The sequence below is a fragment of the Cellulomonas sp. P4_D11 genome (assembly GCF_056401915.1).
This window is the reverse complement of the sequence record NZ_JBFUIK010000002.1, coordinates 1-19073: the sequence shown is the minus strand read 5'-3', so window position 1 is coordinate 19073 and position 19073 is coordinate 1. Positions and strand designations below refer to the sequence as shown.

19 protein-coding genes are annotated in these 19073 nt (G+C 73.1%); 16 read left to right on the top strand and 3 right to left on the bottom strand.

Going from position 1 to position 19073, the window contains the following annotated elements:
* The first annotated feature begins 7 nt into the window (after positions 1-7).
* The 6 genes from pgsA to AC1DT4_RS01540 all read left to right on the top strand — a co-directional run bounded on the left by pgsA (position 8) and on the right by AC1DT4_RS01540 (position 5102).
* Complete coding sequence (gene pgsA / locus AC1DT4_RS01565) at positions 8-619, top strand: phosphatidylinositol phosphate synthase (RefSeq protein ID WP_477088012.1); 612 nt, start codon at positions 8-10, stop codon at positions 617-619.
* Positions 616-1569, top strand: coding sequence for a phosphatidylinositol mannoside acyltransferase (locus AC1DT4_RS01560; RefSeq protein ID WP_477088011.1), 954 nt, complete (start codon positions 616-618; stop codon positions 1567-1569). Before pgsA ends, AC1DT4_RS01560 begins: the two co-directional genes overlap by 4 nt.
* A complete protein-coding gene (locus AC1DT4_RS01555; RefSeq protein ID WP_477088010.1) occupies positions 1566-2792 on the top strand; it encodes a glycosyltransferase family 4 protein in 1227 nt (408 codons plus the stop codon). The genes AC1DT4_RS01560 and AC1DT4_RS01555 overlap by 4 nt, the downstream gene beginning before the upstream one ends.
* Positions 2789-3445, top strand: a complete 657-nt coding sequence (locus tag AC1DT4_RS01550) for a hypothetical protein (RefSeq protein ID WP_477088009.1) — start codon at positions 2789-2791, stop codon at positions 3443-3445. The genes AC1DT4_RS01555 and AC1DT4_RS01550 overlap by 4 nt, the downstream gene beginning before the upstream one ends.
* Before the next feature lie 107 nt (positions 3446-3552).
* Positions 3553-4476: a pyridoxal 5'-phosphate synthase lyase subunit PdxS gene (pdxS, locus tag AC1DT4_RS01545; protein ID WP_370503673.1), complete on the top strand. Its 924-nt coding sequence runs from the start codon at positions 3553-3555 to the stop codon at positions 4474-4476.
* On the top strand, positions 4473-5102 hold the full coding sequence (locus AC1DT4_RS01540) for an NUDIX hydrolase (RefSeq protein ID WP_477088008.1): 630 nt from the start codon (positions 4473-4475) through the stop codon (positions 5100-5102). Before pdxS ends, AC1DT4_RS01540 begins: the two co-directional genes overlap by 4 nt.
* An 8-nt stretch (positions 5103-5110) precedes the next feature.
* Here AC1DT4_RS01540 and kynU read toward each other — a convergent pair whose 3' ends face one another.
* A complete protein-coding gene (kynU, locus tag AC1DT4_RS01535) occupies positions 5111-6343 on the bottom strand; it encodes a kynureninase (RefSeq protein ID WP_477088007.1) in 1233 nt (410 codons plus the stop codon).
* Positions 6344-6492: 149 nt separating this feature from the next.
* Between kynU and pdxT the strand changes: the two genes are divergently transcribed.
* The 10 genes from pdxT (at position 6493) to AC1DT4_RS01485 (ending at position 16953) form a co-directional block, all read left to right on the top strand.
* The gene (gene pdxT, locus AC1DT4_RS01530; protein ID WP_477088006.1) at positions 6493-7092 is read left to right on the top strand and encodes a pyridoxal 5'-phosphate synthase glutaminase subunit PdxT; all 600 of its coding nucleotides are present in this window, start codon (positions 6493-6495) and stop codon (positions 7090-7092) included.
* Positions 7093-7146: 54 nt separating this feature from the next.
* On the top strand, positions 7147-7902 hold the full coding sequence (locus tag AC1DT4_RS01525; protein WP_477088005.1) for a YebC/PmpR family DNA-binding transcriptional regulator: 756 nt from the start codon (positions 7147-7149) through the stop codon (positions 7900-7902).
* A gap of 99 nt (positions 7903-8001) precedes the next feature.
* Positions 8002-8568 carry a crossover junction endodeoxyribonuclease RuvC gene (gene ruvC, locus AC1DT4_RS01520; RefSeq protein ID WP_477088004.1) on the top strand — a complete coding sequence of 189 codons (567 nt, stop codon included), beginning with the start codon at positions 8002-8004 and terminating at the stop codon, positions 8566-8568.
* Between the two features lie 81 nt (positions 8569-8649).
* Positions 8650-9264, top strand: a complete 615-nt coding sequence (gene ruvA, locus AC1DT4_RS01515; RefSeq protein WP_477088003.1) for a Holliday junction branch migration protein RuvA — start codon at positions 8650-8652, stop codon at positions 9262-9264.
* Positions 9257-10315 (top strand): Holliday junction branch migration DNA helicase RuvB, encoded by a 1059-nt coding sequence (gene ruvB / locus AC1DT4_RS01510; protein ID WP_477088002.1) that lies wholly within the window; start codon positions 9257-9259, stop codon positions 10313-10315. The genes ruvA and ruvB overlap by 8 nt, the downstream gene beginning before the upstream one ends.
* A 114-nt stretch (positions 10316-10429) precedes the next feature.
* Positions 10430-10855 (top strand): preprotein translocase subunit YajC, encoded by a 426-nt coding sequence (yajC, locus tag AC1DT4_RS01505; protein WP_477088001.1) that lies wholly within the window; start codon positions 10430-10432, stop codon positions 10853-10855.
* 86 nt (positions 10856-10941) lie between these two features.
* A complete protein-coding gene (gene secD, locus AC1DT4_RS01500) occupies positions 10942-12855 on the top strand; it encodes a protein translocase subunit SecD (protein ID WP_477088000.1) in 1914 nt (637 codons plus the stop codon).
* A complete protein-coding gene (gene secF / locus AC1DT4_RS01495; protein WP_477087999.1) occupies positions 12855-13949 on the top strand; it encodes a protein translocase subunit SecF in 1095 nt (364 codons plus the stop codon). The genes secD and secF overlap by 1 nt, the downstream gene beginning before the upstream one ends.
* 56 nt (positions 13950-14005) lie before the next feature.
* Positions 14006-14524: an adenine phosphoribosyltransferase gene (locus tag AC1DT4_RS01490; RefSeq protein ID WP_477087998.1), complete on the top strand. Its 519-nt coding sequence runs from the start codon at positions 14006-14008 to the stop codon at positions 14522-14524.
* 104 nt (positions 14525-14628) lie between these two features.
* Positions 14629-16953: a RelA/SpoT family protein gene (locus AC1DT4_RS01485; protein ID WP_477087997.1), complete on the top strand. Its 2325-nt coding sequence runs from the start codon at positions 14629-14631 to the stop codon at positions 16951-16953.
* On the opposite strand, the gene AC1DT4_RS01480 is transcribed toward AC1DT4_RS01485, so the two are convergent.
* Together AC1DT4_RS01480 and AC1DT4_RS01475 are read right to left on the bottom strand one after the other, a co-directional pair.
* Positions 16902-17516, bottom strand: coding sequence for a hypothetical protein (locus tag AC1DT4_RS01480; protein WP_477087996.1), 615 nt, complete (start codon positions 17514-17516; stop codon positions 16902-16904). The two genes, AC1DT4_RS01485 and AC1DT4_RS01480, sit on opposite strands and share 52 nt — an antisense overlap.
* A 213-nt stretch (positions 17517-17729) precedes the next feature.
* The coding region (locus AC1DT4_RS01475; protein WP_477087995.1) for a DUF349 domain-containing protein at positions 17730-19073 on the bottom strand (1344 nt) is incomplete at its 5' end.

Below are 19073 nucleotides of genomic sequence, written 5' to 3'. Positions count from 1 at the left end.
TCCGCACGTGCTGAACGGACTGCGCGGTGCCATGACGCGCTTCTTCACGCCCGTCGCGCGGGTGCTCCTGCGCGCGGGCGTCTCGCCGGACGCGGTGACGATCGGCGGCACGCTCGTCGTCGTCGTCACGGCGCTCTGGGCGTTCCCGACCGGTCACTTCCTGGCCGGCACCCTGATCATCGCGATCTTCGTGCTCACCGACTCGCTCGACGGGGTCATGGCGCGGCAGGCCGGGCGGTCCGGGCCGTGGGGAGCGTTCCTCGACTCCACGCTGGACCGCTTCGGCGACGGCGCGATCTTCGCCGGGCTCGTGCTCTGGTTCACGGCCGGCGGCGACGACCGGCTGTCCGCGGTGCTCGCGCTCGCCTGCCTGGTGCTGGGATCGATCGTGCCCTACGCCCGCGCCCGCGCCGAAGGGCTCGGGATGACCGCGTCCGGCGGTATCGCCGAGCGTGCCGACCGGCTCGCCCTCGTGCTCGTGGCCACCTTCGCGGTCGGCGTCGGCGCCCCCGCGGTGGTGCTCACGGTCGTGCTCGGGCTGCTGGCGCTGGCGTCGACCGTCACGATCGTGCAGCGGATGAGCAAGGTGCACCGCCAGGCGATGCAGGTGTCCGAGTGAAGGTGGACGTCGCGCGGGCCTACGCCGTGGCGTGGAGGAACGCCGGCAAGCTCCCCGGCCCGGTGCTGCGCACGCTCTGCGACGCCGCCGCCGACCTCGCCTGGTTGCGGCACGGCGGCGGCGTGCGGCAGCTGGAGAAGAACCTGCTGCGCGTGCGCCCCGAGCTCGACGCGCGGGCGCTGCGCCGGCTGAGCCGCGCCGGGATGCGGTCGTACATGCGCTACTTCGGCGAGGCGTTCGCCCTCGCGACCCTCCCGCAGGACCAGGTCGACGCGCGGGTGCGCGCCGTGGGCGTCGAGAACCTGCGCGTGCACACCGACGCCGACCAGGCGGTCGTCCTGGCGCTCGGGCACACCGGCAACTGGGACCTCGCCGGCGCCTGGGCGACGCGCGCGATCGCCCCGGTCACCACGGTCGCCGAGCGCCTCGAGCCCGAGGAGCTCTTCCAGGAGTTCGTCGCGTTCCGCGAGGGCATCGGGATGACGATCTTCGCGCTCACGGGCGACGGCGACGTGTTCCGCGGCCTCGTGCGGGCGGCGCGCGCCGGGGCCGGGCTCCTTCCGCTGCTCGCCGACCGCGACCTCACGGCCAAGGGTGTCGAGGTGGACTTCCTGGGCGAGCGGGCCCGGTTCGCCGCCGGCCCCGCCGCGCTGTCCATCTCCACCGGCGCGCCCCTGGTGACCACCGTCATCTACTACGAGCGCCTCCGGGGAGCGCAGCGCCGGGCGGCGGGATCTCCGTGGGGGATCGTCATCCAGTTCAACAAGGCGATCGAGGTTCCCCCGGACGTGCCGCGCGCCGACCAGGTGCGCGCCATGACGCAGGCCTGGGTCGACCAGTTCGCCGCCGGCGTCCGGCAGCGCCCGCAGGACTGGCACATGCTGCAGAAGGTCTTCGTCGAGGACCTCGACCCGGTGCGGTACGCGGCGACGATCGCGAGCGCCGGATGAGCCCGCGCCGCGCGGAACGCGCCCTGCGCGTCGGCATCGTCTGCCCGTACTCGTACGACGTGCCGGGCGGGGTCCAGTTCCACGTCCGTGACCTCGCCGAGGCGCTCATCGCCCGTGGGCACGAGGTCTCGGTGCTGGTGCCCGCCGACGACGACACGCCGATCCCGCCGTACATGACGGCCGCCGGCCGGGCGATCCCGGTCCGCTACAACGGGGCCGTCGCGCGCATGACGTTCGGGCCGGTCACCGCCAACCGGGTGCGCCGGTGGCTCGCCGCGGGGGAGTTCGACGTCCTGCACCTGCACGAGCCCGTGACGCCCAGCCTCGGCATGCTCGCGCTGTGGATCGCCGACGGCCCGATCGTGGCGACGTTCCACACGGCCCTGATCCGGTCGCGCCCGCTGCAGATGGCCTACCCGCTGGTCCGTCAGTCCCTCGAGAAGATCTCCGCGCGGATCGCGGTCTCCGAGGACGCGCGCCGCACATTGGTCGAGCACATGGGTGGCGACGCCGTCGTCATCCCGAACGGCGTGTACGTCGACGCCTTCGCGGCGGCCCAGCCCGACGAGCGGTGGACCGGCACGCCCGAGCGCCCCACCATCGCCTTCCTCGGGCGGCTCGACGAGGCACGCAAGGGGCTGCCCGTGCTGCTCGATGCCGTGCCGGCCGTCCTCGCGCAGATCCCCGGCGCCCGCTTCCTGGTCGCCGGTCGCGGCGAGACGGGCCCGGACGAGGTGCGCGAGCTGCTGGGCGAGGAGGCGGCGGCGTCCGTCGAGTTCCTGGGCGGGATCTCCGACGACGAGAAGGCGAGCCTGCTGGCGTCCGTCGACGTCTACTGCGGTCCGCAGACGGGCGGCGAGAGCTTCGGGATCGTGCTGGTCGAGGCCATGAGCGCGGGTGCGACCGTCGTCGCCAGCGACCTCGGGGCGTTCTCCCGCGTGCTCGACGACGGGGCTGCGGGCGTGCTGTTCCGCACCGGCGACAGCGACGACCTCGCGCAGACCCTCGTGCGGGTGCTGCGCGACCCCGAGCTGCGCGCCGAGGTGTCCGCGCACGCGCTCGACGTGGTGCGCCAGTACGACTGGTCGACCGTCACGGACCAGGTGCTCGCGGTGTACGAGATGGTCGTCGAGGGTCGGCACGCCCCCGTCGGCGAGGATCCCTCGTCGGTCCGCGGCGCGCGCCTGCTCGAGCTGCGCCGAGGGCGGGGTGAGTCCCGATGAGGTGGTCGGAGATCACCGTCTACGTGACGCTCGTCCTGGCGCTCGTCCTGTGGTGGCTGTGGGTCGCCGCGTCGCGCCTGGACCGCCTGCACCGCAAGGTCAACTCGTCCCGCGCCGTGCTCGACGCGCAGCTGGTCCGTCGCGCGACCGTCGCGGCCGAGCTGGCCACGTCGGGGCTGCTCGACCCGGTCAGCTCCGTGCTCGTCGGCGAGGCCGCCTGGGCTGCGCTGTCCACGGGGACGAGCGAGCTGCCGGCCGACCTCCTGGCGCTCGTGGGTCCCGACGACGCCCCTCCGGGCGGCGCCGCGCTGCTCGCCGTGGACCGCGGGGGCATCGAGAGCGAGCTGTCGGCGACCCTGCGGGAGGCGCTCGACGACCCCGACGAGGTCGCCTCCCTGCGCGCCGACCCCGCGGGCGACGAGCTCATCGACCTGCTCGCCTCGTCCTGGTACCGGGTCCAGCTGGCCCGCCGGTTCTTCAACGAGGCCGTCGTCCAGACCCGCCGGGCCCGCGGCGGACCGCTCGTGCGGCTGCTGCGGCTCGCCGGTCACGCCCCCGAGCCGCAGAGCCTGGAGCTCGACGACGCCTGGCCCGAGAACCTGGGTCGGCCCGGCACCCGCAGCGGTCCCGTGGAGACCCCGCCACCCCGCTGAGACGCGCCCGGGAGCACCACGCGAACGGACTACGATTGACCGATCAGGCCGCCGCCTTCCCGCGTGGTGGCCCACCCCCGACCGCACCACGATCTGTGAGGCTCGACGTGACCAGCGAGAACAGCCAGCCCACCACCGCGACGCACGCCGGCGTCATCGGCACCGCCCGCGTGAAGCGGGGGATGGCCGAGATGCTCAAGGGCGGCGTCATCATGGACGTCGTCACCGCGGACCAGGCGAAGATCGCCGAGGACGCCGGAGCCGTCGCCGTGATGGCCCTCGAGCGGGTCCCCGCCGACATCCGCGCCCAGGGCGGCGTCGCGCGCATGAGCGACCCCGACCTCATCGACGGCATCATCGAGGCCGTCTCCATCCCCGTCATGGCGAAGGCGCGCATCGGCCACTTCGTCGAGGCGCAGGTGCTCCAGTCGCTCGGCGTCGACTACATCGACGAGTCCGAGGTGCTGACGCCCGCCGACTACGCGCACCACATCGACAAGTGGGGCTTCACGGTTCCCTTCGTCTGCGGCGCCACCAACCTGGGCGAGGCGCTGCGCCGCATCACCGAGGGCGCGGCGATGATCCGCTCGAAGGGCGAGGCCGGCACGGGCGACGTCTCCAACGCGACCACCCACATGCGCACGCTGCGCGACCAGATCCGCCGCCTGACCTCGCTGCCGGAGGATGAGCTGTTCGTCGCCGCCAAGGAGCTGCAGGCGCCGTACGACCTGGTCAAGGAGGTCGCCCAGCTGGGCAAGCTGCCCGTCGTGCTCTTCACCGCGGGCGGCATCGCCACGCCGGCCGACGCCGCGATGATGATGCAGCTGGGCGCCGAGGGCGTGTTCGTCGGCTCCGGCATCTTCAAGTCGGGCAACCCGGCCGAGCGCGCCGCCGCGATCGTCAAGGCGACCACGTTCTTCGACGACCCGGACGTCATCGCCAAGGTCTCGCGCGGTCTTGGCGAGGCCATGGTCGGCATCAACGTCGAGGACGTGCCGGAGCCCCACCGCCTGGCCGAGCGCGGCTGGTGACCCAGGACCACCCCACGCCGGAGGCCGCGGACGACCCGTCCGCGGCCTCCGCCGTCTCCGGTCGGTCCAGCGCCGACGGCGGGGGACCGGTGCACGGCCTCGGGTCCGAGTGGCGGCGCGGCGACGACGGGCTGCTGTTCCGCGAGGCCGCGCGCGTGATCCTGCTCGACGAGTCCGACCGCGTGCTGCTGATCCGCGGGCACGACGTCGACCAGCCCGAGCGCAGCTGGTGGTTCACGGTCGGGGGCGGGATCGACGACGGCGAGGACGCGCTGTCCGCGGCGCTCCGCGAGGTCCGGGAGGAGACCGGCATCGTGCTCGCGGCCGACCAGCTGGTGGGCCCGGTCTTCACACGGTCGGCGATCTTCGACTTCTTCTTCGAGCACTGCCGGCAGGACGAGGTCCTCTTCCTCGCGCGGGTCCCCGCCGCGGCGTTCGACGCGGTCGACCAGGCAGGGTGGACCGAGCTCGAGCGCGACGTCATCGACGAGCTGCGCTGGTGGTCCCTCGACGACCTCGACCGCGTCGAGATCGAGGTCTTCCCGGAGTCCCTCGTCTCCCTGGTGCGCGGCCTGCTGCCCGCCTGGGACGGCGTGACCCGGCACCTGGGGCTCGCGCGCGAGTAGCGACCAGGTCAGGTGACCGCGTTGCGCGTGGTCCACGCCGGGTCGAGGTGCTCGTCCCGGTCCAGCACGGCGCGCAGCGCGCGCACGGCCGTGACCAGGTCCGCGTGGGTCAGGTAGGGCGCGGCGACGCCAAGGCGGACGATGTCGGGCATCCGGAAGTCCCCGACCACGCCGCGGGCGGCCAGCGCCTGGACGATCCCGTAGGCGTCCGGGTGCCGGAGCGCGACCTGCGAGCCGCGGTGCGCGTCGGCCTCCGGCGAGGCGAACTGCGCACCCGGCAGGACCTCCGCGATCGCGTCCCGCAGGAACCGGGTGAGGCTCACGGAGCGTCGGCGGACGTCGTCGATCCCGACGCCGTCGAACGCCCGCAGCGCGGCCTCCAGTGCCAGCAGCGAGAGCAGGGGCGGCGTGCCGATTCGCGCCCGCGCGATGCCGGGCGCGCCGACGTAGTCGTCGGACATCGCGAACGGCCGCGCGTGCCCGTGCCAGCCCGGGACGACGTTGACGAACGCGTCCTGGTGGCGCGCGGCGACGTACCCGTACGCCGGCGCGCCGGGTCCGCCGTTGAGGTACTTGTAGCCGCAGCCGACCGCGAGGTCGACGCCGTGCTCGTCGAGCCCGACGGGGACCGCGCCCGCCGAGTGGCAGAGGTCCCAGACGACCAGCGCGCCCGCCTCGCGCGCGGCCGCCGTGATCCCCGGCAGGTCGAGCAGGGCACCGGTGCGGTAGTCGACGTGGGACAGGACGACGACCGCGACGTCCGGGCCGAGCCGGCCGACCAGGTCGGCCGGTGCGGCGTGCTCGACGCGCCATCCCACCTGGGCCGCGACGCCGGCGATGACGTACTGGTCGGTGGGGAAGGACCCCGGTTCGGTGAGCACGACCGAGCGGCCGGGGCGCAGCGCGGCGGCGGCGTGCAGCGACTGGTGCAGCCGCACGCTCGTGGAGTCGCCGACCACGACCTGCCCGGGCGCCGCACCGAGCAGCCGCCCGATCTGGTCGCCCACCCGCGTCGGGGCGTCCCACCACCCGTGCGTGTTCCACGACGCGATGAGGTCGTGGCCCCACTGCTCCCGCACGGCCGCCTCGACCGCCTCGGGGACGCCGACGGGCAGGGCGCCGAGCGAGTTGCCGTCGAGGTAGACGATGCCGTCGGGCAGCAGGAACCGGTCCCGCAGGTCGGTGGCGGCGTGCGCGGCGTCGAGGGCAGCGGCGCGGGCGTCGAGCTGGTCGAAGGTCACGAGCCGCGAGCCTACGACGACGCCGGGCAGACCTCCTGTCGCCCCCCTGGTGCTCCGGGGCTCACGGCCCTCCGAGCGTCTCGCGCGTGGGGATCCGACAGCCGGGAGCGTCGCCCCGAAGCCCCGAGCGCCGCCTAGACTCGCCCGTCGTGACCGTGACCGTCGGAGTCCTCGCCCTGCAGGGAGACGTGCGCGAGCACGTGCACGCCCTCACGTCCGTGGGCGCGCAGGCCGTGCCGGTCCGCCGCCGGCGCGAGCTGGACGCGGTCGACGCGCTCGTGATCCCCGGCGGGGAGTCGACGACGATCGACAAGCTCCTGCGGGCGTTCGACCTGTTCGAGCCGATCCAGGAGCGGCTGCGCGCCGGGATGCCGGCCTACGGGTCGTGCGCCGGGATGATCCTGCTGGCCGACCGGGTGCTCGGCGGCATCGAGGGCCAGCAGACGCTCGGCGGGGTGGACGTCACCGTGCGGCGCAACGCGTTCGGGCGCCAGGTGGAGTCGTTCGAGACGGACCTGGCGATCACCGGCGTCGAGGGTCAGGTGCACGCCGTGTTCATCCGCGCACCCTGGGTCGAGGAGGTCGGTCCGGCCGCCACCGTGCTGGGCCGGGTGGAGACCGGTCCCGCCGCCGGTAGGATCGTCGCGGTGCGCCAGGGGCCGTTGCTCGTGACCTCCTTCCACCCGGAGGTCACCGGAGACACCCGGGTGCACCAACTGTTCGTAGAGATCGTCCGCGACACCCTGTGAGGACCGGCGGAGCCGGCCGCAGGGGCGCGCGGGAGACGAAGGGGTAGCGAAGCGATGTCGGGTCACTCCAAGTGGGCCACCACCAAGCACAAGAAGGCCGTGGTCGACGCGAAGCGGAGCAAGCTCTTCGCCAAGCTCATCAAGAACATCGAGGTGGCCGCGCGCACCGGCGGCGGTGACCTCGCGGGCAACCCCACGCTGTTCGACGCGGTCCAGAAGGCCAAGAAGAACTCGGTCCCCATCGACAACATCAACCGCGCCGTGAAGCGGGGCTCCGGCCAGGAGGCCGGCGGCGCCGACTACACGACGATCATGTACGAGGGCTACGGCTCCGGCGGCGTCGCGGTGCTGGTCGAGTGCCTCACGGACAACCGCAACCGCGCGGCGTCGGACGTGCGCGTCGCGTTCACGCGCAACGGCGGCCAGATGGCCGACCCGGGCTCGGTCTCCTACCTGTTCTCCCGCAAGGGCGTCGTCATCGTGCCCAAGGAGGGCACCGACGAGGACGCCGTGGTCGAGGCGGTCCTGGACGCCGGCGGCGAGGAGGTCAACGACATCGGCGAGGCCTTCGAGGTGCTCTCCGAGGCCACCGACCTCGTGCCGGTCCGCACGGCCCTGCAGAACGCCGGAATCGAGTACGACTCGGCGGACGTCGTGTTCTGGCCCGCCACCCAGATCGAGGTCGACGCCGAGGGCGCGCGCAAGATCCTGCGCCTGATCGACGCGCTCGAGGACTCCGACGACGTGCAGAACGTCTACGCCAACTTCGACGCCTCCGACGAGGTCATGGCGGAGCTCGAGGACGACTGAGCCGTCCGGAGGGGCCCGGTCGCCGCGGCGGCCGGGCCCCTTCGTCGTCCCTGGCGTGGCCTCCCCGGATCGGCGCTGCCCGGCTGCGACCATGACGGCGTGCGCGTCCTCGGAGTCGACCCCGGCCTGACCCGGTGCGGCCTCGGCGTCGTCGACGGCCTCCCGTCGCGGCGCCTCGCCATGGTCGCGGTCGGCGTCGCCACCTCGGACTCGCTGTGGGACGTCGACCAGCGCCTCCTGCACATCGAGCGGCAGATCGAGGAGTGGCTCGAGGAGCACGCGCCGGACGCGGTCGCGGTGGAGCGCGTGTTCGCGCAGCAGAACCTGCGGACCGTCATGGGCACGGCCCAGGTGGCCGGCATCGCGATGGTCGCCGCGGCGCGTCGTCGGATCCCGGTCGCGCTGCACACCCCGAGCGAGGTCAAGGCCGCGGTCACCGGCAACGGGCGCGCCGACAAGGCGCAGGTCCAGACGATGGTGCAGCGCCTCCTGCGGCTCGAGGAGCTGCCCCGGCCCGCCGACGCCGCCGACGCCCTGGCCCTCGCCGTCTGCCACCTCTGGCGCCCCGCGGGCGCGCTCGGCGCACCCCAGCGCGCGCCCGGGTCGCTCACCGCCGCGCAGCGCGCGTGGGCCACGGCCGAGCAGGCGGCGCGCCGCCGCGGCTGACCGCGTGTCTTCGTACACCTGTTCGCCTGCGTGTGGCAGGGTGTCCGTCAGCAGATTCGGATCGACTGATGGGGGTGGCCGGTGATCGCGTCCGTCCACGGCACGGTGCAGGCAGTCCGGCTCGACGCGGCGGTGGTCGAGGTCGGGGGAGTAGGCCTGCTCGTGCACGCCACGCCGGCGACCCTCGCGGGCCTGCGGGTCGGGTCGACCGCTCAGCTGGCGACGTCGCTGCTGGTCCGGGAGGACGCGCTCACGCTGTTCGGGTTCGCCGACGCCGACGAGCGCGAGGTGTTCGAGATCGTGCAGACCGTGAGCGGGGTCGGTCCGCGGCTCGCGCTCGCCATGCTCGCGGTGCACGCCCCGGACGGGCTGCGGCGCGCGGTGCTCGACGAGGACCTCAAGGCACTCCAGCGCGTGCCCGGCATCGGCCTGAAGGGTGCCCAGCGGATCGTGCTGGAGCTCAAGGACCGGATCGGTGTCCCGGCGACGGCGTCGGCCACGCCCGCCGTCGCGGTCTTCGGCGGCGACCGGCGCGACCAGGTGGTCGAGGCCCTGGTCGGCCTCGGCTGGAACGCCCGGGCCGCCGGAGATGCGGTCACCACCGTGCTCGAGGGCACCGAGGGTCCGGTGGCCGCCGACGAGGTGGCCGGCGTGCTGCGCGCGGCGTTGCGGACGCTGGGCGGCCCGCGTGGCTGACGACTACGAGGAGCTGGTGACCGAGCGGTTCGCTGCCGAGTCGCTGGTCCAGCCCGGTGCCGACGACATCGAGCGAGCGGCCGAGGCGGCGCTGCGCCCCCGGCGGCTGGACGAGTTCGTCGGGCAGCGCGTGGTGCGCGACCAGCTGTCGCTCGTCCTGGACGCGGCACGCGGCCGGGGGCGGGCGCCCGACCACGTGCTGCTCTCGGGCCCTCCGGGCCTCGGCAAGACCACGCTCGCCATGATCATCGCGGCGGAGATGGGCGCGCCCCTGCGTGTCACCAGTGGACCGGCCATCCAGCATGCGGGCGATCTCGCCGCCGTCCTGTCCTCGCTCGAGGAGGGCGAGGTGCTGTTCCTCGACGAGATCCACCGGCTCGCGCGGCCGGCGGAAGAGCTGCTGTACATGGCGATGGAGGACTTCCGCGTCGACGTGATCGTCGGCAAGGGCGCGGGTGCCAGCGCGATCCCGCTCACCCTGCCGCCGTTCACCGTGGTCGGGGCGACCACGCGGGCCGGCCTGCTTCCCGCGCCGCTGCGCGACCGGTTCGGCTTCACGGCCCACCTCGACTTCTACTCGGCCGACGAGCTCGAGCGCGTGCTGGTCCGGTCCGCCGGGCTGCTCGGCGTCCCGCTCGACCACACGGCCGCGGCCGAGATCGCCTCGCGCTCCCGCGGTACGCCGCGCATCGCGAACCGGCTGCTCAGGCGCGTGCGGGACTGGGCGGAGGTGCGCGGCGACGGGACCCTGGGCCTGGCCGCCGCGCGCGCGGCGCTCGAGGTCTACGAGGTGGACGAGCTGGGCCTCGACCGGCTCGACCGTGCGGTCCTGACGGCCCTCTGCACCCGGTTCGGGGGCGGGCCGGTCGGGCTGACGACGCTCGCGGTGGCCGTGGCGGAGGAGGCCGAGACGGTCGAGACCGTGGCCGAGCCGTTCCTCGTCCGCGAGGGGCTGATCGGCCGGACGGCGCGCGGCCGCGTCGCGCTGCCGGCGGCGTGGGCCCACCTCGGTCTCGAGATGCCCCACGGATCGGGCACACTGTTCGGCTGAGCCGGTCCTCCGCGGCGCAGATCCCGGAACCCTTCTCGGGGTCCGTGCGTTGGAGCGGCGAGCCGCTGCGCCTAGACTGCGGCGGACACACCACCCGATCGGAGCCTGTCAGCCGTGGATCCTTCCTTCCTCGTCATCCTTGCCGTCGCCCTCGGCGCCCTGTGGCTCATGTCGAACCGCACGCGCAAGCAGCAGCGCACGGCCGCGGAGTTCCGCAACAACCTCGTCGCCGGTGACGAGGTCATGACGGCGTCGGGTCTGCTGGGCACCGTTGTGGCCGTCGAGGACGACGTCATCACGCTGGAGTCGGGGCCGGGCAGCCAGACGCGCTGGATCCGTGCCGCGATCGCCAAGAAGATCGAGCCCACCGTCGACGAGGTCGACGACGTGGACGACGGTGACGTCGAGGACGAGTCGTATGACGACGCCGTGTCCGACGCCGACCGCATCAGCAGCGCGAACGACGACGTGATCGACGTCCCGGACGACCTGTCCTCGCTGCCGCCCGCCCGCAAGGACGGGGAGCCGGACAGCAAGTAGACCCGTTTGGCCCGGGTGACGATGCCCGGACCTGGACCCCACCGGCCGCCGCTGCGGCCGGTGCGCGCACGAGAGAAGAAACTCCGTTGGCTCCTCCTACACGCCGCCAGAGGCCCGTCCGCACCCTGGTCGTGCTCGGCATCATCATCCTCGCGCTCTTCGGCGCCATCGCCGCGGGCGTCAAGTGGTCGACCGCGTCCTGGACCCCGAACCTGGCGCTCGACCTCGAGGGTGGCACGCAGATCATCCTGAAGCCGGTGCTCGAGGAGACCGGCAAGACGCCTGACTCCGAGACCATCGCGCAGGCCATCGACGTGATCCGGCAGCGCGTGGACTCCTCGGGTGTCGCGGAGGCGGAGATCACGAGCCAGAGCGGCGGCAACATCGTCGTGGCCCTGCCCGGGCACCCGAGCGAGGAGACACTCGAGCTGGTCCGGACGTCGGCGCAGATGGCGTTCCGTCCGGTGCTGGCCATCGGGAACCCGACGCCGACGGACACCTCCACCGCGACCCCGACCCCCACGGCCTCGGCGGCGGGCACGGACGGTGCGGCGCCGGCACCGACCCCGACGCCCAGCGCGGCGGCGGAGCCGTCGGACGAGCCCACCAAGGCGTCGCCCGACAGCCCCAGCGACGCGGCGTACTACATCACGCCGAAGGTCCAGGCGGACTTCGACGCCCTCGACTGCACCGACTCCGCCAACCTCACCGGCGGCGTGAACGGTGACCCGGACAAGGCCTTCGTCACGTGCAGCCAGGACGGCAGCGCGAAGTACATCCTTGGTCCGGTCGAGATCGAGGGTGCGCGGATCTCGGGCGCGAGCTCGGGTCTGAAGCAGCTGCCCAACGGCGGCACCAGCAACGAGTGGGTCGTCAACATCACGTTCGACTCCAAGGGCACGACGCAGTTCACGGACGTCACCACGCGTCTCCAGGGCCTGTCGGCCACGCCGCCGCAGAACCAGTTCGCCATGGTCCTCGACGGGCTCGTGATCTCGGCGCCCAGCCTGGCCAGCGGCGTGATCATCTCCGACGGCAAGGCGGAGATCTCCGGCACGTTCACGCGCGAGAGCGCGGCGAACCTCGCCAACCAGCTCAACTTCGGCTCGCTGCCGCTGACGTTCACGGTGCAGAGCGAGGAGCAGATCTCCGCGACCCTCGGGTCCGAGCAGCTCGAGAAGGGCCTGATCGCCGGCCTCATCGGTCTCGTGCTCGTCGTCCTGTACTCGATGCTGCAGTACCGGGCCCTCGGGTTCGTGACGGTCGCGTCCCTCCTGATCGCCGCGACGGTCACCTACGGCATCATCACGCTGCTCTCGTGGACGCAGGGCTACCGGCTCTCGCTGCCCGGTGTGGCAGGTCTGATCGTCGCCATCGGTATCACCGCGGACTCGTTCATCGTGTACTTCGAGCGCATCCGTGACGAGCTGCGGGAGGGCCGCACGCTGGTCGCCGCGGTCGACCGGGGCTGGGAGCGCGCGCGCCGCACCATCCTGGCGTCCGACGCCGTGAACTTCCTCGCGGCGATCGTGCTCTACCTGCTGGCGGTCGGCGGGGTGCGCGGGTTCGCGTTCACCCTCGGTCTCACCACGCTCATCGACGTGCTCGTCGTCTTCATGTTCACGCACCCGGTGATGCAGCTGCTGGCCCGCACGAAGTTCTTCGGCCAGGGGCACCGGTTCTCCGGCCTCGACCCGCGGCGCCTCGGTGTCGAGGGCTCGCGCTACGTCGGTCGCGGTCGCGTCGTCACGGGTCCGCGGACCTCCGACGGCCCGGCCGTCGAGGACGCGGTCGTCGAGGACGCGCCGGTCGACGCGGAGCCCACGCCCCGCGTGCCGGTCGCCGTCGGCGGTGGCACGAGCGGTCTGACGATCGCGGAGCGGCGTGCCGCGGCGAAGGCGGCGGAGCAGCAGAAGGCGGCCGCGACCGACGCTCCCGTCGACGCACCCGTCACCGAGTCCGAGCCCGAGTCCGGGCGCACCGAGGGGAACGAGCACTGATGGCCGCCGGATTCGCCCAGTGGGGCAACGACCTGTACACGGGCCGGCGGTCGTACGACATCGTCGGTCGGCGCAAGATCTGGTTCACGATCTCGACCATCCTCGTGATCCTGTCGGCCATCTTCCTCATCAAGCCCGGCCTCAACCCGGGCATCGAGTTCCGGGGCGGCTCGGAGTTCGTCGTCTCGGGCGTGGCCGACGAGAACCAGCAGCTCGCCATCGACACCGTGCTCGACATCGCGCCCGACGAGCAGCCGAAGGTCACCACGATCGGCGCCGACGGTCTCCGCGTCCAGACCTCGACGCTGACCAACGACCAGGTCGAAGAGGTCAAGACGGCGCTCGCCACGGCGTTCGACGTGCCGGAGGCGACCAACGTCACCAGCTCGTTCATCGGGCCGTCGTGGGGCGCGGACATCTCCAAGAAGGCCATCACCGGCATCCTGGTGTTCCTCGTCTTCGTGACGATCGTCATGACGATCTACTTCCGCAACTGGCGGATGGCGGTCGCCGCGCTGCTCGCGCTCTTCCACGACCTCATCATCACGGTGGGCGTCTACGCGGCGGTCGGCTGGGAGGTCACGCCGGCGACGGTGATCGGCTTCCTGACGATCCTCGGCTACTCGATCTACGACACGGTCGTCGTGTTCGACAAGGTGCGCGAGAACACCGCGGACACCCTCGACCAGTCGCGGTTCACCTACGCCGAGAAGGCCAACCTCGCGGTCAACCAGACGCTCGTGCGGTCGATCAACACGTCCGTCGTCGCCCTGCTGCCCGTGAGCGCCATCCTCTTCGTCGGCGCGTTCGTCCTGGGCCCGGGCACGCTGCGGGACATCGCTCTCGCGCTGTTCGTCGGCATGCTCATCGGCACGTTCTCGTCGATCTTCCTGGCCACCCCGTTCGAGGTCGTGCTGCGCCAGCAGGAGGGTCCGATCCGCGAGCACACCCGCAAGGTGCTGGCGGCCCGGGCGGCGCGCGTGGCCGGCGGCGACGCCGAGGCCGACCAGGTCGGGCCTGTGCACGTCACGGTCGGCGCCCTCAAGCCCGGCGCGCACCAGGGCGTCGCGGCGCAGCCGAAGCGCAAGAAGTGACCGAACAGCTCGGCGCGGCGGGGACTTCTTCGGGGGTCCCCGCCTCGCGTGCCGACGTGCTGCGGCGCATCGACGAGCTGGTGCGCCTGGTGCCCGACTACCCGCAGCCGGGGGTGCTCTTCCGGGACATCACCCCGCTGCTGGCCGATGCGGCGGCGTTCGCCGACGTCATCGCGGAGATCGCCGCGCGCGTCGAGGGGCCGGTCGACCTCGTCGCCGGCATGGAGGCCCGCGGGTTTCTCCTCGCCGCGCCCGTCGCGGTGGCGCTCGGCGCCGGGGTGCTGCCGGTGCGCAAGGCGGGCAAGCTGCCCGGCCCGACCGCCTCGGAGTCCTACGAGCTCGAGTACGGCACGGCCACGATCGAGATCCACCCGTCCACCGTCCCGGTCGGCGCGCGCGTCCTCGTGATCGACGACGTGCTGGCCACGGGCGGCACCGCGGCGGCCACCGTGGCGCTGCTGCAGCGGTGCGGCGCCGAGATCGTCGGGCTCTCGTTCCTCGTCGAGCTCGAGGCGCTCCGCGGCCGCGACCTGCTCGCCGGCCACGCGGTCGACGTCCTCGTCGCGGTGCCCTGACCAGGTCGGGCGCCGGACCGCGGCCGCGCCGGCCGTAGTGGCCCGTGACCGTCCCACCCGCCGCGCGGTCGTAGACTGTCGCCTCGACCGTGGGAGGGGGTGTGATGAGCGAGGACGTCCGCACGCCCGAGACCGGTGTCCCGGCGGCGCAGAGCGACTCCCCGTCGAGCCGCATGCGTTCGCGCCTGGGCCGGTTCGGGGCGCGCAGCGGTGCCGCGTTCCCGGCGATCGAGCCGGTGCTGCAGGCCGCGCGCACCAACCACCCCAAGGCCGACCTCGCGGTCGTCGAGCAGGCGTACGTCGTCGCGGAGAAGGCGCACCGCGGCCAGCTGCGCAAGAGCGGTGACCCGTACATCACGCACCCGGTGGCGGTCGCGACGATCCTGGCCGAGCTGGGCATGACGCCGTCGACGCTGGCCGCGGCGCTGCTGCACGACACGGTCGAGGACACCGACTACTCGCTCGACCAGCTGCGGCGCGAGTTCGGTCCCGAGATCGCGATGCTGGTCGACGGCGTGACCAAGCTGGACAAGGTCACCTACGGCGACGCGGCGCAGGCCGAGACCGTGCGCAAGATGGTCGTCGCGATGTCGCGCGACATCCGGGTGCTGGTGATCAAGCTGGCCGACCGGCTGCACAACGCCCGGACCTGGAAGTTCGTCGCCGCGGCGTCGGCCGAGAAGAAGGCCCGCGAGACCCTCGAGATCTACGCTCCGCTGGCCCACCGCCTCGGCATGAACACGATCAAGTGGGAGCTCGAGGACCTGTCGTTCGCGACGCTCTACCCCAAGGTCTACGACGAGATCGTGCACCTGGTGGCCGAGCGCGCGCCGGCCCGCGAGGAGTACCTGGCGACCGTGCGCGAGCAGGTCGGCTCGGACCTGGGCAAGGCGAAGATCAAGGCGACCGTCACCGGTCGGCCGAAGCACTACTACTCGATCTACCAGAAGATGATCGTGCGCGGCCGCGACTTCGCGGACATCTACGACCTCGTCGGGGTGCGCGTCCTGGTCGACTCGGTGCGGGACTGCTACGCGGCGCTCGGTGCGCTGCACGCGCGGTGGAACCCGGTCCCGGGCCGGTTCAAGGACTACATCGCGATGCCCAAGTTCAACCTCTACCAGTCGCTGCACACCACCGTGATCGGTCCGGGCGGCAAGCCCGTCGAGATCCAGATCCGCACGCACGACATGCACCGTCGCGCGGAGTACGGCGTCGCGGCGCACTGGAAGTACAAGGAGAGCGCGAAGAACGGCAGCTCGGCCGACCCGGACACCGCCGGCAACGACATGCAGTGGCTCCGGCAGCTGGTCGACTGGCAGAAGGAGACCGCCGACCCGAGCGAGTTCCTGGACTCGCTGCGGTTCGAGATCGCCGGCTCCGAGGTCTACGTGTTCACGCCCAAGGGCGACGTCATCGGCCTCCCGTCCGGTTCGACCCCCGTCGACTTCGCGTACGCCGTGCACACCGAGGTGGGGCACCGGACCATGGGCGCCCGCGTGAACGGCCGCCTGGTCCCCCTGGACTCCTCGCTCGAGAACGGCGACGTCGTCGACGTCTTCACGTCGAAGTCCGAGACAGCCGGCCCGTCGCGCGACTGGCTCGGCTTCGTCAAGAGCCCCCGCGCGCGCAACAAGATCCGCCAGTGGTTCTCCAAGGAGCGCCGCGAGGAGGCCATCGAGCACGGCAAGGACGCGATCGCCAAGGCGATGCGCAAGCAGAACCTGCCGATCCAGCGCCTGCTGAGCCACGAGTCGCTGGTCGCCCTGGCCAACGAGATGCGCTACGCCGACGTCTCCGCGCTGTATGCGGCGATCGGCGAGGGTCAGGTCTCCGCCGCGACCGTGGTGCAGCGGCTCGTGCAGTCCATGGGCGGCGAGACGGCGGCCGAGGAGGACCTTGCCGAGGTCGCCCGGCCGGGGCAGACGCAGCGCCGCGTGCGCACGGGGGACCCGGGCGTCGTGGTCAAGGGTGTCGACGACATCTGGGTCAAGCTGGCCAAGTGCTGCACGCCGGTCCCGGGCGACGACATCGTCGGCTTCGTGACCCGCGGCGCCGGCGTCAGCGTGCACCGCAGCGACTGCATCAACGTGCAGAGCCTGCGCGCGGAGCCCGAGCGCATGGTCGACGTCGCCTGGAGCCACACCAGCTCCTCGCTGTTCCTCGTCCAGATCCAGGTGGAGGCGCTGGACCGCAGCCGGCTGCTCTCCGACGTCACGCGCGTGCTGTCCGACTCGCACGTCAACATCCTCTCGGCGTCGGTCTCGACGTCGCGGGACCGGGTCGCGCTGTCGCGGTTCGTCTTCGAGATGGCCGAGCCGAGCCACCTCGCGTCCGTGCTGGCCGCGGTCCGCAAGGTCGAGGGCGTGTTCGACGTCTACCGCATCACGGGGGCCAAGGCCGCCGAGGAGCCGGTCATTCGGGCCTGACCTCGTAGGTCGCCCAGCGTGGAGTGCGCCCGCCGGATCCCGCGCTGGCCCTTGAGGTTCGCCAGGTGCTCCAGCGCACTACGCACGTCGAACCCCACCCGCTCCAGCGCCCGCACCAGCGGGACCGCCTCGTCCCGCGGCAGCATCCTCGCGACGTCGATCCCCGTGCGCAGGACCGACGTCGCGCGCAGGCCGCCCACGCGGACCACGTCCGACGGGGCCAGCACGGCCTCCGCGGCGATCCGCTCGGGATGGGGATCCGTCCGGCGGCCACCGGTCGGGACCAGCACCTCGACGCGCGTCGGCGGCGCCCAGCCCGTGTGCACCCAGGCCGCCGTCCGCCGGCCCAGCACCCCGCGGGCGGGCACGAGTGGCGCCAGCGCGGCCGCCCGGAGGTCCGGGGTGTCGGCGAGGTCCGCGGCGATGGCGACCTCGCCCCAGACGATGCGGACGACGCCGTCGCGCAGCAGCCCGAACCACGCGGCCGGGCCGACGTCGTCGCGGCGCACGGTCGCAGGGAGCAGCAGGTCGCGGGGGCGATAGTCGTCCAGGCCGGTGCTCACCGAGTCAGCATGGCGGCCGGCGCCAGGCACCGGCCGGGTAGCCGCGATCTGTGGATGGTGCCGGTCGCGGCGGGCGCTCGTGTTCCTGCCGTGTGGTCGCGCTCGGTGGACGGCCGCGCGTGGCGGCGCGCGTCTCTCCCGCGGGTCGTCGCGACCGAGACGACGCAGGCCCCCGCCCGCGGGGCGAGGGCCTGCGTGAGGCGAGCTGGTCGGTCAGCCCCGGGCGTCCTGCGCGGCGCGCTGGACCTGCTCGAGCCATGCGCGTCGGGCGTCGAGCGCCGCCTGGGCGTCGGCGATCCGGCGCGTGTCGCCCGCCGCCTTGGCGCGGTCGAGGTCCGCCTCGAGCCCGGCGATGGCCTGCTCGAGCTGGGCGGCGGCCCCCTCGGCACGCGCACGCGTCTCGGGGTTCGTCCGCCGCCACTGCGCCTGGTCGGTGTCGCGCACGGCCGTCTCGACGGCGCGCAGGCGACCCTCGATGCGCTGGACGTCGCCACGGGGCACCTTGCCGGCGGCCTCCCAGCGGTCCTGGATCTTGTGGAGGGCCGCCTTGGCCGCCGCGAGGTCCGTGACGGGCAGGAGGGCCTCCGCCTCGGTCAGCAGGGCCTCCTTGACCTCGAGGTTGCCGCGGAACTCCTCGTCCGTGGCGGCCGACTGGGCGTCACGGGCGGCGAAGAAGGCGTCCTGCGCGGCGCGGAACCGGGCCCACAGGGCGTCGTCGTCGGCGCGGCTGGCACGCCCCGCCGCCTTCCACTGCGTCATGAGGTCGCGGAACACGCCCGCGGTGGCACCCCAGTCGGTGCTCGACTGTAGCTTCTCCGCCTGAGCGACCAGGTCCTCCTTCACGTGCTTGGCCGAGGCGTTGCGCGTCTCGAGCTCCGCGAAGAAGTGCCGACGCTCGCGGTCGAACGTGGTGCGGGCGTGGCTGAACCGCTTCCACAGCGACTCCTCCGTGGGACGGTCGAGGCGCGGCCCGGAGCGCTGCGCCTCCTTCCACTGGTCCAGCAGGGTGCGCAGCTGCTCGCCCGCCGGGCGCCACTGGATCCGGGAGGGGTCCGTCGCCGCGATCTTCTCGGCCTGCTCGACGATCTCGGTGCGGGCGACGACRGCGGCCTCGCGGGCCGCCGCGCGCTCCACCTCGGCCGCCGCGCGACGCTCCGCCGCCGTGGCCCGGAGCGTCTCGAGCCGGGCGCGCAGCCCGTCCAGGTCGCCGACGGCGGCCGGCTCGGCCACCTCGTCGGTGAGCCGCGCGAGGGTCTGGTCGATCTCCTTGACCGAGAGGTCGGTCGCCGTGAGACGCGCCTCGAAGAGGGTGACCTTGGCCTGCAGGTCGAGGAAGCGCCGCACGTACAGCGCCAGCGCCTCGTCCGGGGTCGCACCGGGGTACTGGCCCACGACTCGCTCGCCGGCGGCCTCGCGCACGGAGACGGTGCCCTCCTCGTCGACGCTGCCGAACGTCGCGGCGTGGGCGGCCTCGACCGCGTCGAGAGGCGGGGCGACCGGTGCGGCCGGGGCGGCGGCGACCGTCGCCGGCGTCGGGTGCGCCGGCGGGTGCGGGAC

What these genes read in the sequence shown, in the direction of transcription:
- AC1DT4_RS01555 (WP_477088010.1), top strand. Translation starts at nt 1,566, where the DNA reads ATGAGCCCGCGCCGCGCGGAACGCGCCCTGCGCGTCGGCATCGTCTGC.
- AC1DT4_RS01550 (WP_477088009.1), top strand. Translation starts at nt 2,789, where the DNA reads ATGAGGTGGTCGGAGATCACCGTCTACGTGACGCTCGTCCTGGCGCTC.
- AC1DT4_RS01525 (WP_477088005.1), top strand. Translation starts at nt 7,147, where the DNA reads ATGTCGGGTCACTCCAAGTGGGCCACCACCAAGCACAAGAAGGCCGTG.
- secF (WP_477087999.1), top strand. Translation starts at nt 12,855, where the DNA reads ATGGCCGCCGGATTCGCCCAGTGGGGCAACGACCTGTACACGGGCCGG.
- AC1DT4_RS01485 (WP_477087997.1), top strand. Translation starts at nt 14,629, where the DNA reads ATGAGCGAGGACGTCCGCACGCCCGAGACCGGTGTCCCGGCGGCGCAG.